14 protein-coding genes are annotated in these 12,680 nt (G+C 68.6%); 6 read left to right on the forward strand and 8 right to left on the reverse strand.

Annotated elements, in window-relative coordinates:
• Positions 1–45: 45 nt before the first annotated feature.
• Positions 46–849 (reverse strand): hypothetical protein, encoded by an 804-nt coding sequence (locus ACYVLQ_RS28575; protein ID WP_460700613.1) that lies wholly within the window; start codon positions 847–849, stop codon positions 46–48.
• A gap of 1,016 nt (positions 850–1,865) precedes the next feature.
• On the opposite strand from ACYVLQ_RS28575, the gene ACYVLQ_RS28580 reads away from it, so the two are divergent.
• Complete coding sequence (locus tag ACYVLQ_RS28580) at positions 1,866–2,489, forward strand: hypothetical protein (protein WP_460700614.1); 624 nt, start codon at positions 1,866–1,868, stop codon at positions 2,487–2,489.
• An 18-nt stretch (positions 2,490–2,507) separates the two neighbouring features.
• Here ACYVLQ_RS28580 and rsgA read toward each other — a convergent pair whose 3' ends face one another.
• From rsgA to ACYVLQ_RS28595, 3 genes are all read right to left on the reverse strand, one after another.
• Positions 2,508–3,509 (reverse strand): ribosome small subunit-dependent GTPase A, encoded by a 1,002-nt coding sequence (gene rsgA, locus ACYVLQ_RS28585; RefSeq protein ID WP_460700729.1) that lies wholly within the window; start codon positions 3,507–3,509, stop codon positions 2,508–2,510.
• Positions 3,506–4,828, reverse strand: a complete 1,323-nt coding sequence (gene aroA / locus ACYVLQ_RS28590) for a 3-phosphoshikimate 1-carboxyvinyltransferase (protein ID WP_460700615.1) — start codon at positions 4,826–4,828, stop codon at positions 3,506–3,508. The genes rsgA and aroA overlap by 4 nt, the downstream gene beginning before the upstream one ends.
• 73 nt (positions 4,829–4,901) lie before the next feature.
• Positions 4,902–6,410: an aldehyde dehydrogenase family protein gene (locus ACYVLQ_RS28595; protein WP_460700616.1), complete on the reverse strand. Its 1,509-nt coding sequence runs from the start codon at positions 6,408–6,410 to the stop codon at positions 4,902–4,904.
• Positions 6,411–6,613: 203 nt separating this feature from the next.
• Here ACYVLQ_RS28595 and ACYVLQ_RS28600 point away from each other — a divergent pair, with 203 nt between their 5' ends.
• Positions 6,614–7,414 (forward strand): SOS response-associated peptidase, encoded by an 801-nt coding sequence (locus ACYVLQ_RS28600; protein WP_460700617.1) that lies wholly within the window; start codon positions 6,614–6,616, stop codon positions 7,412–7,414.
• Between the two features lie 406 nt (positions 7,415–7,820).
• On the opposite strand, the gene ACYVLQ_RS28605 is transcribed toward ACYVLQ_RS28600, so the two are convergent.
• The 3 genes from ACYVLQ_RS28605 to ybaK all read right to left on the reverse strand — a co-directional run bounded on the left by ACYVLQ_RS28605 (position 7,821) and on the right by ybaK (position 9,223).
• Complete coding sequence (locus ACYVLQ_RS28605; RefSeq protein ID WP_460700618.1) at positions 7,821–8,114, reverse strand: hypothetical protein; 294 nt, start codon at positions 8,112–8,114, stop codon at positions 7,821–7,823.
• 83 nt (positions 8,115–8,197) lie between these two features.
• Positions 8,198–8,683, reverse strand: coding sequence for a MarR family winged helix-turn-helix transcriptional regulator (locus ACYVLQ_RS28610; protein WP_460700619.1), 486 nt, complete (start codon positions 8,681–8,683; stop codon positions 8,198–8,200).
• A 48-nt stretch (positions 8,684–8,731) separates the two neighbouring features.
• Positions 8,732–9,223, reverse strand: a complete 492-nt coding sequence (ybaK, locus tag ACYVLQ_RS28615; RefSeq protein ID WP_460700620.1) for a Cys-tRNA(Pro) deacylase — start codon at positions 9,221–9,223, stop codon at positions 8,732–8,734.
• A 345-nt stretch (positions 9,224–9,568) separates the two neighbouring features.
• Between ybaK and ACYVLQ_RS28620 the strand changes: the two genes are divergently transcribed.
• Together ACYVLQ_RS28620 and rsrA are read left to right on the forward strand one after the other, a co-directional pair.
• Entirely contained in the window at positions 9,569–10,270 is a 702-nt protein-coding gene (locus ACYVLQ_RS28620) for a sigma-70 family RNA polymerase sigma factor (protein ID WP_068012853.1), read from the forward strand.
• Positions 10,271–10,281: 11 nt separating this feature from the next.
• Entirely contained in the window at positions 10,282–10,551 is a 270-nt protein-coding gene (rsrA, locus tag ACYVLQ_RS28625; RefSeq protein WP_460700730.1) for a mycothiol system anti-sigma-R factor, read from the forward strand.
• Positions 10,552–10,633: 82 nt separating this feature from the next.
• On the opposite strand, the gene ACYVLQ_RS28630 is transcribed toward rsrA, so the two are convergent.
• Complete coding sequence (locus tag ACYVLQ_RS28630; protein ID WP_369801531.1) at positions 10,634–10,708, reverse strand: 50S ribosomal protein bL37; 75 nt, start codon at positions 10,706–10,708, stop codon at positions 10,634–10,636.
• Positions 10,709–10,809: 101 nt separating this feature from the next.
• Here ACYVLQ_RS28630 and ACYVLQ_RS28635 point away from each other — a divergent pair, with 101 nt between their 5' ends.
• Both ACYVLQ_RS28635 and ACYVLQ_RS28640 read left to right on the forward strand, forming a co-directional pair.
• Entirely contained in the window at positions 10,810–11,025 is a 216-nt protein-coding gene (locus ACYVLQ_RS28635) for a biotin/lipoyl-binding carrier protein (protein ID WP_460700731.1), read from the forward strand.
• 69 nt (positions 11,026–11,094) lie between these two features.
• Complete coding sequence (locus tag ACYVLQ_RS28640) at positions 11,095–12,609, forward strand: sensor histidine kinase (RefSeq protein WP_460700621.1); 1,515 nt, start codon at positions 11,095–11,097, stop codon at positions 12,607–12,609.
• Positions 12,610–12,680 lie beyond the last annotated feature (71 nt).

Here is a 12,680-nt window from a genome sequence, read left to right on the forward strand (position 1 = left end):
GCCCACTCCCGGTCGGAGTGGGCGCCTTTCGTATCCGGTCGGCCGTTACCGCCTGGCCCCCGAGCCGACCAGCGCCGCGAACTCGGGCCCGCTCTCCAACAGGCTCGAGCGATAGGGCAGCTGGATCGTCAGACCTTCCATTTCGGGGTGCCGGCGGGCAGTGGTCCGTCGCGTCTCGACGGGTCGATCGGCGGCCGATAACGACCGCTCGGTGTGGGGTGCGCGGCTCGGCGGTGCGGGCGGAGCGGCCTCGATCGCACGGACCGGCGTCGGCGCGACTTCCGGTGCGGGAGTGGCGGTCTGGTCGGCCGCGCGCCTCGGCACGGCGGTCGTCACGGCGACCAGGAGCGCGCCGAGCGCGGTCACGCCGCCCAGTAGCGCCGCGAATCCGAGGTTGGCGCTGGCGACCTCGTGTACACCCGGCTCGTTTCCCGAGAGTATGTTACGCAGACCGCCACCGGATCCCGAACTCTCGGAGAGGGTCTTGAATTCGGGTGCCTTGGCGGCCAGATACAGCAGGGTGCAGAACACCGACAGGGCCAGCGCCGCGCTGGAACCCAGGATGATCAGCGCGGTCGTCGTCCGGCGGTCGAACAGGTACATGACCACCGCGAGGATCGTCATGAGTGCGGCGGTGGCCGCGACGACGCCCCCGCCGCCGCTGACGTGCAGCGGATGGGCGCCGTCGGCCTCCTGCCAGTCGCCGAGCGCGGTGGTGACGCCGCGCATCCGGCCGAAGGCATCGGAGGTCACCTGGCCCTTCGGCCCGCTCGTCGTGAGCCAGGGTTGGAATAGCAGCGCGAAGGTGATCAGGCTCAGCCCCGCGGAGTACACGAAACCCCACTGCACGTGTGGACCGCGAAACGATGCCGCGAAACCGCTTGGCTGCCGCCTGGTTCCGGATCGGTGTTGTTGAACTTCGTTGCTGTGCCGGGGGTTTGGCTGAACCATTTTTATAGGCCTGAGGCTTTCTGGTGCATCGAAATTGAAAGGAAATAATCAATGGGCCGCATCGACCATCGCGGATAACCGTAGAACTGCTCGTATCGCGGCACAACTGTGACCGCAGTCCCATGTGGAGAGCTGGGTCACAATTGTATTTTCGAAATGCCACCGATTCAGAGTTGTCGGGGATCGGGTGATTCGGCCGTGCCGTGGGAGTTTGTGGAACGGATGCGCCCGCTCGCTAGAACCGGTGGCACGATCGCGAACATGCTCCTCGGTCTGTTCATGTGATGCGACTAACAGGCCCGGTTTGAGACGCGGGTCACGGTTTCCCGGGCAGTGCTGCGGTGACCGGCTGGCCATGCGGGGTCCGGTCCGTGCCCGCCTCGGCGAGATGCGGCCCGATCGGCGTGTTTCCGGGAGGTTACTCATAGCGAGACGCGGAATCGGTCGACGCGAGCGCCGCGGTGCGCGATATTTCGGAATTTCGATGTGCGCGGCCATGAATTGTTTCCGATTTCTCGATCGATTTGTTCTTTCAATCGGTCCGGTTGGTATGTGTGGCGTCCCGGCTGTGCACTTCCGTTTGGCCCTGAACGCAATTGTCCCATGCTCCCAGGCTTGGGAAGTTCATGCTGTTGTGCATGCTCGGAAGGGGTGGCAAGATCATGCGCGCGCGAGACCTCGCGTGCGGCAAGGGAGAGACACTGGTGGGCTCGGATAACGGCCGATCCGGCGGGCCTGTGCGGGCCGACTCCGGCCTGCCTCCGAACTCGAAATTCGGCCCTCCGCTGGGCCCGCCCGACTGGTTGACGCGGGACGTGCCGCCGGAGCAGTCGGGCACAGCATGGCCCCCGACCCCACACTCGCACCCCGCCGCACAGTTGCCCCCGGCTCCACAAGTGCCCTCGGGCCTACAAGTGCCCTCGGGCCCACAGTTGCCCCCGGCGGAGCCGGGGCTGGCGCTCGATCCGGATCTGGTACAGCGGACGCTCCGCGCACCGTCTCGCAAGGTCAGGGGCGGCAAGTCGGGGCCGCGCCGGATGCTTGTCATGCTCGCGCTCGTCTTGGTGGCGGCGGTCGCCGCCCTCGGCGCCTTCGTCGTCTCGGTCACCCGCGGCACGGCCGGGGGGCCGGTGCCGGTCGCCGCGCCCGTACCCGCTCCGGCCCGTCCGACCTGCGAAGCCGGACACCGGGACAGTCTCACCACCGGCAACGGCCCGGGCGACACCGTGAGCGGGGTGGGAGCGATCCTCGGTTTCGAATACGCGTATTACGCCCAGCGCGACGGACGGGCGGCCCAGACCTTCGTGGCGTCGGACACGGCCAACATCGCCCCCGCGGACCACCTGCAGCGAGCCATCGATACCGAAATCCCCCTCGGCACCACCCATTGCGTGCGCATCGTCGAACGGCTACCGGAATGGTTCGATGTCGACATCGAGGAGCATCGCCCGACCGGCGCCGTGGCCGTCTACAGACAGAGCATGCGCACCGTGGTTCGGGACGGGCGCACCGTGATCTACGAAATCCGCGACCGGTAGTCGCGCTCGGGATGCCCCCTACGTGTTTCCGACGACCCACGGATCGTTGGAGTTGAGGGCGACGAGCAGCAGGCGGATGGCGGCGACACGGCGCTGTTTGCCCGGCAGTTCGTCGAGCGCGCACTCCGGGTCCGCGGGCGGGCCGAGGTGGGTGCAGCCGCGAGGGCAGTCCTCGATGGCGTCGGCGAGGTCGGCGAAGGCCTGAATGACGTCGTCGGGGGTGATGTGGGCCAGGCCGAAGGAGCGGATGCCGGGCGTGTCGATGACCCACCCGCCGTCGGACAGGGGCAGTGCGATCGACTGGGTGGAGGTGTGCCGTCCCTTGCCGACGCCGGATACCGCGCCGACCGCCCGCTCCGCTTTCGGCACCAGGCGATTCACCAGCGTCGACTTGCCGACGCCGGAGTGGCCGAGCAGGCAGGTGAGGCTGTCGTGCAGCAGGGTGTGGATCGGATCCAGCGGGTCGTCGCGACCGCCGTAGACGATGGTGAGGTCGAGATCCTCGAACTCCGTGGCGAATTCGGACTCCACCGCCAGATCACGTTTGGTCAGGCACAGAATCGGTTGCAGGCCACCGGCGTACGCCGCGGCCATCGCCCGTTCCACGAAACCGGTGCGGGGCGGCGGATCTGCCAGCGCGACAACGATGAACAACCGCTCGGCGTTGGCCACCACCACCCGCTCGAATGGGTCGGTGTCATCGGCGGTGCGCCGCAACACCGTTCGGCGATCGGCCACCCGCACGATCCGGGCCAGGGTGTCCGGACGGCCCGAGAGGTCGCCCACCACGTCCACCTGATCCCCGACCACTATCGGGGTGCGGCCGAGTTCGCGGGCCCGCATCGCCACGATCGGGCGCCGCGGATCGCCGTCCAGCACGCAGCTCCACCGGCCGCGATCGACCGCGGTGACCATGGCGGACACCGCGTCTCGGTGCTCGGGCCGGGTCTTGGTGCGAGGACGCGAACCCCTGCCCGGGCGCACCCGGACATCGGATTCGTCGTACTCGCGGCGTCTCAGTGCGCCGCTCCCGCCGTGGTCGAATCCACCTGCCCGTCGGAAAGCATTGCGCCCCAGAGGTTCACGAAGTCCGGCAAAGTCTTGGCCGTGGTGCCGATGTCCTCGATCCGCACACCCGGGACGCGCAACCCGAGAATGGCGCCCGCGGTCGCCATGCGGTGGTCGGCGTAGGAGTGCCAGGTGCCGCCGCGCAGGTCGGCGGGCACGATGTGCAGCCCGTCCTCGGCCTCGGTGACCTGGCCGCCGAGGCGATTGATCTCGGTGGACAGCGCCGCCAGCCGGTCGGTCTCGTGCCCGCGCAGGTGCGCGATGCCGCGCAGCCGCGACGGCGAATCGGCCAGCGCCGCCAGCGCCGCCACGGTCGGCGTCAGCTCTCCGACGTCGTGCAGGTCGATATCGATACCCGCCAGCCGGTCCGGGCCGCGCACGGTCAGCTTGCCGTCGAAGCGGCGGGCCTCGGCGCCCATGCGCACCAGAATCTCCCGGATGACATCGCCGGGCTGGGTGGTCAGCGACGGCCAGTGCGGGATCGTCACCTCGCCGCCGGTGACCGCGGCGGCGGCCAGGAACGGCGTGGCATTGGACAAATCCGGTTCCACCTCCCAGTCCACGGCGTGGATCGGGCCGGGCGCCACCGTCCAGACTTGCTCGGCGCGGGGGCTGCTGGGGGCCTCGACCCGTACGTCGGCCTGGCCGAGCATCTGCACGGTCATCGCGATATGCGGCAGCGACGGCAGCGGCGCACCCTCGTGGCGCACGGTCAAGCCCTGCTCGAAGCGGGCGGCCGACAGCAGCAGCCCGGAGACGAACTGTGAGGACCCGGAGGCGTCGATGGTCACCGGGCCGCCGCGCAGCGAGCCCGTGCCGTGCACGACGAACGGCAGCGAATCGCCCTCGATGTCGACGCCGAGCTGCCGCACGGCGTCCAGAATGATGCCCAGCGGGCGCAGCCGTGCCTGCTCGTCGCCGAAGAACGCCACATTGCCGTGGGCCAGCGCCGCCACGGGGGGCAGGAAACGCATCACGGTCCCGGCGAGGCCGCAGTCGACGGTGGCGTTGTGCAGGGTCTCCGCCGGGGTGACGGCGAGAGTGTCTGCGTCGCCGGTGATTTCGGTGCCCATGGCCTGCAGTGCCGCGATCATCAGGTTGGTGTCGCGGCTGCGCAGCGCACCGGTGATGGTGGAGGGACGGTCCGCGAGCGCAGCCAGAATCAGTGCCCGATTGGTGATGGACTTGGAGCCGGGCAGCGCGACGGTCGCGTGCACGGCATGGTCGGTATGGGGGGCTGGCCAGAAACTCACTACACCATCTTCGCTCATGAGAGGGTGCGCGGACACGTCGGCCCACCGCGGCCTGCGCCGCGGTGGGCCGATGGTTCGCGCCTGCGAAGCCCTATTTGTGCCGTCCGTGGAGCAGCGGCACGACCCGGCGGAGCAGCTTCATGGTGCTCTCGGTGCGGGCGTAGCTGAGCAGGGCCATACCCGGAATCGTGAAGCGCTGCACGGCGATCGAATGCGGTGCGGTGAACTCCAGCATGCCCGGCGCGCCGTGGATGCGGCCGATGCCCGAGTCGCGGCCGCCGCCGAAGGGCAGCGCGGAGATCGCCGCGAAGCCCAGCACCGAGTTGACCGAGGTGGCGCCCGCCTTGATCCGGCGCGCGATCTCCAGGCCGTGCTTGCGCGAGAAGACCGCAGAACCCAGCGAATAGGTGGAGTTGTTGGCCAGTTCGACGGCCTCGTCGACGTTCTGCACGGTGCGGATGGTCACCGTCGGGCCGAAGGTCTCCTCGCGCACCGCCGCCGAGCTCTCGTCCACGTCGACCAGCACGACCGGCTCGATGTAGGGCCCGCTGATCGAATCGGGGCCGCCCAGCACGGCGGTGCCGCCGTTCGCCAGCGCGTCCTCGATATGGCGGCGCACGATGTCGATCTGGCTCGGCATGGTCATCGGGCCGTAGGAGGCCTTGTCGTCGGAGCCGGGATGCACGCTCGTCAGGATCTTCTTCACCTCGGCGACGAACTGATCCTTGATGGAGGCGTCCACATACACCCGCTCGACCCCGGCGCAGGTCTGCCCGCTGTTCATGGTCGCGCCGTAGGCGACCGCGTCGGCCGCGGCCTTGATATCGGCGTCGGCGGCGACGATGACGGCGTCCTTGCCGCCGCACTCCAGCAGGACCGGGGTCAGCCGGTCGGCGGCGGCCGCCATGATCTTCTTGCCGGTGGCGGCGGAGCCGGTGAAGGCGATCTTGTCGATATCGGCCTTGACCAGCGTTGCGCCGGTCGCGCCGTACCCGTTGATCGTGGTGAAGACCCCGTCGGGGAGTTCGGGATTGGCCTCCGCGAACGCCTCGGCGACGAAATTGCCGATGCCGGTGGAGTATTCGCTGGGCTTGTACACGACGGTGTTGCCCGCGGCCAGCGCGTAGGCGATCGACCCGTTCGGGGTGTAGATCGGGTAGTTCCAGGGGCCGATCACGCCGATCACGCCGAGCGGACGCTGCTCTATGTAGGCGCCGAAGTTGGACATCAGCGCGCCGGGGGAGACCTTCTTGGTCTCGAGCACCTTCTGGGCGTTCTTGGCTGCCCAGGAGATGTGCTCGAGGGTCAGCAGGAGCTCGAGGAACGCGTCGTCGCGGGTCTTGCCGTTCTCGGCGTGGATCAGATCGCAGAGCTCGTCGGATTTCGCGACGAGGCGGCTCGCCCAGCGCAGCAGGTACCGCTTGCGGTCGGCGTAGGTCAGCGTCCCCCAGGTCGCGGCGGCGGCGCGGGCCTTGTCGACGGCCGCGTGCACCGCCTGCTCGTCGGCGATCGGATGCGTGGCGATGACATCGCCGGTGGCCGGATTGACCGAGGTCAGCGTGGTCTCGCCGGCGACGGCGGTGGACTCGGTGGTGGACATTGTTCGGCGACCCCTAGTGAGAGATTTACGGCACGAAGTTCTCATACCGTAGATGTGAAGTCAATTGCCTTCAGTTATATTTTCGGCCATCTTTCGTGGTGCGCGTCGCTTGCGGCGAGGTCGGTGGCGGCGGAATCCGCGCGCGTCGCACCGCGCTGTCATTGTCGCCGCAAATTGTCGGTGTGCGGTGGCAGCATGGGGGCATGTGCGGCAGATATGCGACCACCGCGAATCCGGCCCGGCTGGCGGCCGAACTCGACGCCGTCGACGAGACCGGTGATCCGCCCGACCTGGACCGCCCCAATTACAACGTCGCCCCCACCAACCAGGTGCTCACCGTGGTCGAGCGGCACGACCACGACCATCCCGACGACGATCCGAGGCTCCGCATCCGGCGCATGCGCTGGGGCCTGATCCCGGTCTGGACCAAGGCCGCCGAGCCCGGCGTCCCGGCCAAGGGAAAGCCGCTGTTCAACGCCCGGGCAGACCGGGCGGAGACGGCCCCGTCCTTCCGCGACGCGGTGAAGCGGCGCCGCTGCCTGCTGCCGATGGACGGCTGGTACGAGTGGCTGGTCGAGGATGCCCCGGCCGCGAAGGGCAAAGCCGTCAAGCAGCCCTATTTTATGTCCTATGCCGACGGCTCCCGGCTGTACATGGCGGGTCTGTGGTCGACCTGGCGCGACCGCTCCCAGGAGATGGACCCGATTCTGTCCTGCACGATCCTGACCACCGACTCGGTCGGCGACCTGACCAGGATCCACGACCGGATGCCGCTGGTGATGCCGCGCGAACACTGGGACGCCTGGCTGGACCCCGACCACCCGGCCCCGCACGAACTACTGGAGAATCCCGGCCCGGAACGGGTTTCGGAGATCGTGGCCCGTCCGGTGTCGTCCCTGGTGAACAGCGTCCGCAACAACGGCCCCGAACTGCTGTCCGCCGCCCCGGGCGCCCCCGCGCCGGGAGCCGCCACACCGCAGGCCGGGCAGACCACCTTGATCTGACCCGGCCCGCTGGGATTCCGGCCAAAAGCACGCCGGAAATCGAGAGGGACTCGCCCGGCGTGACGGTCGTACCCGCCCTAGGACCCTGGCGTGTCCGCCCCTGACCCCGGCGCACTGGGCGTTGCGACCCCGGTGTGCAGGGTGTTGTGACCCGGGTGTGCTGGGTGTTGTGACCCGGGTGTGCTGGGTGTTGTGACCCGGGTGTGCTGGGTGTTGTGACCCGGGTGTGTTGGGCGTCGCGACCCCGGTATGCAGGGCGTTGTCACCCCGGCGCACTGGGCGTTGCGACCCCGGCGTGCTGGGTGTTGTGACCCTGGTGTGCTGGGTGTTGTTACCCCGGGTGTGCAGGGTGTTGTCAGCCTCGGCGTGCTGGGCTTTTGTCATCCCGGCGTGTTTTTGGCCGGGATCACGAAGGGCATTTGATCTCGGGAGTGGCTATGTTGAGGCCGCACTTGATGATGTGCTCGCCGAGGTCGAGGATCTTTCCGGTGGTGCTGCCGCCCAGCTTCTCCGCCTTCTCCGGAACCTTCTCCATCCGCTTCTCCGGCTCCGACTTCTGCTGCGTGCCCGGGCTGCCGCCGCCGAGCGGGTAGTCGCCGCTCCCCGGCGCCGCGCCCGCTGAGGCGCCGGATCCCACTGCGAGGATCGCGCCGCCTAATAGGGCAACGACCATGGTGCGCACATTGTGTCGGTGGGACATTCGCATCACATCCTCACGGTCGAACGAATCTGGCCTGATCCAGTAAGGCACAGGTACGGGTGTGATTGGTGTGATTCATGTGATTACACCTGTGAGCGCGGCGTGTCCGCGAGTGTGAGCAGGCCCGGGCGGGCGGTGTCGTAGTCGTCGACGAAGCGGCGCAGCAGCGTGGCCAGTTGCTCGCGGTCGGCATGGTCCCAGTCCGCGACGATGTGCGCGAGGACCTCGATGCGGCGCCGCCGCAGGTGCTCGGCCAGGTCCCGTCCGGCGTCGGTGACCATCAGCACGCTGGCCCGGCCGTCGTCGGGATCGGCGCGGCGCTCCAGCAGCCCGCGCTTGACCAGGCTCGCGACCTGCCTGCTGATGGTGGAGGCATCGGAGTACATGGCCTCGGCCAGCGTGCCGGACCGCATCGGCCCGTCCTCCAGCAATCGGAAGATGATGCCGTAGGCGGAGATCTCGATCTCGCCCTTGGAGGCGGCCACGATCTGGGCGTTGGTGCGTTCGCGGATGCGCCCCAGCCGAATCAGCTGGCGGCCGATCACGTCGATCACCTCGTCACTGTCCATGCGACGATCACCTCCCTCGAGTCTTCAAATGTCTAGCAGTGCCGCGAATCAGGCGGTCACGGCGGCGGTCACGGCGGAGGTGAGGCGGATCAGGTCCGCGGGCGGCAGCTCGATCTCCAGCCCACGCTTCCCCGCGCTGCACAGCATCCGATCCCACCGCAGTGCGGAATCGTCCAGCACGGTCGGCAGTGCCCGCTTCTGGCCCAGCGGCGAGATGCCGCCCAGCACATAGCCGGTGGTGCGCTCGGCCTTCGCCCGGTCGGCCAGCGCCGCCTTCGGAGCCCCGAGCGCCGCGGCCGCGGCCTTCAGCGACAGCGTCCGCGGCACCGGCAGCACCGCGACCGCGAGCCCGCCGCCCGACAGCTCGATGACCAGCGTCTTGAAGATCTGCTCGGCCACCACGCCGAGCTCCTCACCCAGCGCCGCGACGGCCTCGGTGCCATAGGAGTCGCTGCGCGGATCATGCGGATAGGAGTGCACCCGGTGCGCCACCTTCGCCTGGGTCAGCACCCGGATCGCCGGAGTCGAACCACCTGCCATGCCGGTCAACCCTAGCTTCGCGGGTAGTTGAGGGCGTGCTGGGCACTTTGGTCGCGGGTGGTTGAGGGCGTGCTGGGCACTTTGGTCGGGGTGGGTGCGGGAACACAGGCGGGGCGTGCCATGTTGCACGCGGTACGCCTAATGTCCGTCAGGTCCCGGGCGCGGTGAACAAGTCCAGTGAACTCGAAGGAGATGCCGGTGACCGTGTTGGTCGAAGAACGCCCGGTGCCCGCCGGGTGGTCACCGTCTTTCGTGTCGAACGACGTCGTGACCCCCGACACCGGATTCTCGGTGCCCACCCCGCTCGCGGTAGATTCAACAGCTACGGCGATCGAAGGGATGGGGATGGGCGTGACGAGCGACGACAACGAGCGCGAGGACATCGGTACGCCCGATGACCTGGCGGTCGACGACGACGGACAACCCGGCGTGGCGCGCAGCACCGCCAGCGATACGGAGCTGGCGCAGCGGTTCGAACGCGACGCGCTCCCGCTGCTGGATCAGCTCTACGGCGCGGCCCTGCGCATGACCCGCAACCCGGCCGACGCCGAGGACCTGGTACAGGAGACCTTCGCGAAGGCGTACCAGGGCTTCCGCTCCTTCCGCGAGGGCACCAACCTGCGCGCCTGGCTGTACCGGATCCTCACCAACACCTACATCAACTCCTACCGCAAGAAGCAGCGCCAGCCCGCGCAGTACCCGACCGACGAGATCACCGACTGGCAGCTGGCGGCCACCGCCGAGCACACCTCGACGGGTCTGCGGTCCGCGGAGATGGAGGCGCTCGAGGCGCTCCCCGACGACGACATCAAGGCGGCTCTGCAGTCGCTTCCGGAGGAATTCCGGATGGCGGTGTACTACGCCGACGTGGAGGGCTTCCCTTACAAGGAGATCGCCGACATCATGGGGACCCCGATCGGTACGGTGATGTCCCGGTTGCATCGCGGGCGCAAGCAGCTCAAGGGTCTGCTGGCCGATGTGGCACACGAGCGTGGATTCGACCGGAATCGAACGGGCAGTGCGGGGCGTCAGGAGGTTACGCAGTGAGTGGGGACGATATGGAGCTGGACTGCTCGGCGGTTCTCACCGACGTCTGGCTCATGCTCGACGGTGAGTGCGACGATGCCACCCGGGCGCGGTTGCAGCACCACATGGACCACTGCTCGCCGTGCATCGAGGCCTACGGCCTGGAGGAGAAGCTCAAGCGCCTGCTCAGCACGAAGTGCGGCGGCGATCGCGCCCCGGATTCGCTGCGCGAGCGGCTGACCCTGGAGATCCGCCGATCGGTCACGATCACCGAGACGCGGATCGAGAGCGGAGAGGCCTGAGGGATACGCGGAGCGGCACGTCATCTTCGAGATGACGTGCCGCTCAGTGCTTTTCGGCGCTACTGGGCCGAGCCGAACCGGCTCAGCTGTTCGGGCGCTTGCCGTGGTTGGCCGCGTTCTTGCGGCGGCTGCGTTTCTTGCGTCCTCGCTTACCCATGGGTATCTCCTTCCTGGTCGGGCGTCATTGTTTCACGTGTGGTTGGCTGTAGTTCCAGCGGATGCGGGGCGTGAACGGTGCCGATCGATCGAGAGGGTGTCATGGCCGAGGAAGTGCTCGCCGAGATGGTGTCGACCGTCTACGAGATCGTCGCGAAGGAGGGCGCGGCGGTCCACGAGGGTGACACCCTCGTGATGCTGGAGTCGATGAAGATGGAGATTCCGGTGGTCGCCGAGTCCGACGGCACGGTGGCCTCGATCAACGTCTCCGCCGGACAGGTCCTGCAGAAGGGCGACCTGATCGCGGTAATCTCCTGACGCTGCGGGCTGCCCCGCGCACCGCCGCCGACGGGTGAGGGAGAATCACGTCGGTGAGGAGCGTGTTACATGTCGACTTTGAGTGATCTGCTGGCCGAACACACCGATCTACCGGGTGCGGCCGTGGATCATCTGCAGCGGGTGGTGGGGGACTGGCAACTGCTGTCGGACCTGTCGTTCGCGGATCTGCAGCTGTGGGTGGGGGCCGGTCCGGTCGCGGAGGGCGCCGACGTGGTCTGCGTCGCGCAGGCCCGTCCCACCACCGCCGCGACGGTGCATCCGGAGGACCTGGTCGGCACGCTCGCCACCAAGGAAGATCATCCGCAGGTCTTCGAGGCGCTGCTGGCCGGTGAGATCGTGCGGGTGGATTCCGATGGGGAATCGGCGGGGGTCTATCACCCCACCCCGGTCCACGCCATCCGGGAAGCCATTCCGGTCCGGTCCGGCAGCGATGTGATCGCGGTGCTCGGCCGCGACACCGACGTGCAGCGGTCGAAGATCCGCGGCAGCCTCGAGCATTCCTACATGGCGTGCGCCGACGACCTGTGCCAGATGATCGCCGATGGCACCTTCCCGACCCTCGAGGACCGCACCGGCTCACATTCCAGCCCGCGCGCCGGGGACGGTTTCATCCGCATCGATACCGAAGGGGCCGTCGTCTACGCCAGCCCGAACGCGCTGTCGGCCTATCACCGGATGGGCCTGCAGAGCGAGCTGGCCGGGCAGGATCTGGCGCAGACCACGCGCTCGCTGATCACCGATCCGTTCGACGCCCAGGAGGTCGTCAACGATATCCAGGCCGCGCTGGCGGGCAAGTCGGGCCGCCGCATGGAGGTCGAGGCGCGGGGGGCCACCGTGCTGCTGCGCACCCTGGTGCTGCGCCCGCACGGCGAGCTGGCCGGGGCCGCGGTGCTGGTGCGCGACGTCACCGAGGTCAAGCGCCGCGACCGCGCGCTGCTGTCCAAGGACGCCACCATCCGCGAGATCCACCACCGGGTGAAGAACAACCTGCAGACGGTGGCCGCGCTGCTGCGGTTGCAGGCCCGCCGCACCGAGGCCGAGGAGGCGCGGCTGGCGCTGACCGAGTCGGTGCGCCGGGTCACCTCCATCGCCTCGGTGCACGAGATGCTGTCGATGTCGGTGGACGAGGAGGTCGACCTCGACGAGGTGGTGGACCGGCTGCTGCCGATCATGGCCGACGTCGCGACCGTGCACACCGCGCGGATCAAGGTGCGCCGGGCCGGGTCGCTGGGGGTGTTCTCCGCCGAGCGCGCGACGCCGCTGGTGATGGTGCTGACCGAGCTGGTGCAGAACGCTATCGAGCACGCCTTCGACGCGGGGGAGAACGGTACGGTCACCATCCGCTCCGAGCGTTCGGCGCGCTGGCTGGACGTGATCATCAGCGACGACGGGCGCGGGCTCCCGGACGGGTTCAGCCTGGAGGGTTCGGACCGGCTGGGCCTGCAGATCGTGCGCACGCTGGTGACCGCGGAGCTGGGCGGGTCCATCGGCCTGCACCCGGGCGCGGACATCGGCACCGACGCCGTGCTGCGTGTGCCGCTGGGTAGGCGCTCCTCGCGCTGAGCGGGCTCGCCGCGGCACGCTTCGCCCGTTATTTCGGCAGGCTTGTGGCCGGAATCTCTTCTGGTGCAGTG

This window comes from Nocardia thraciensis, assembly GCF_054782435.1.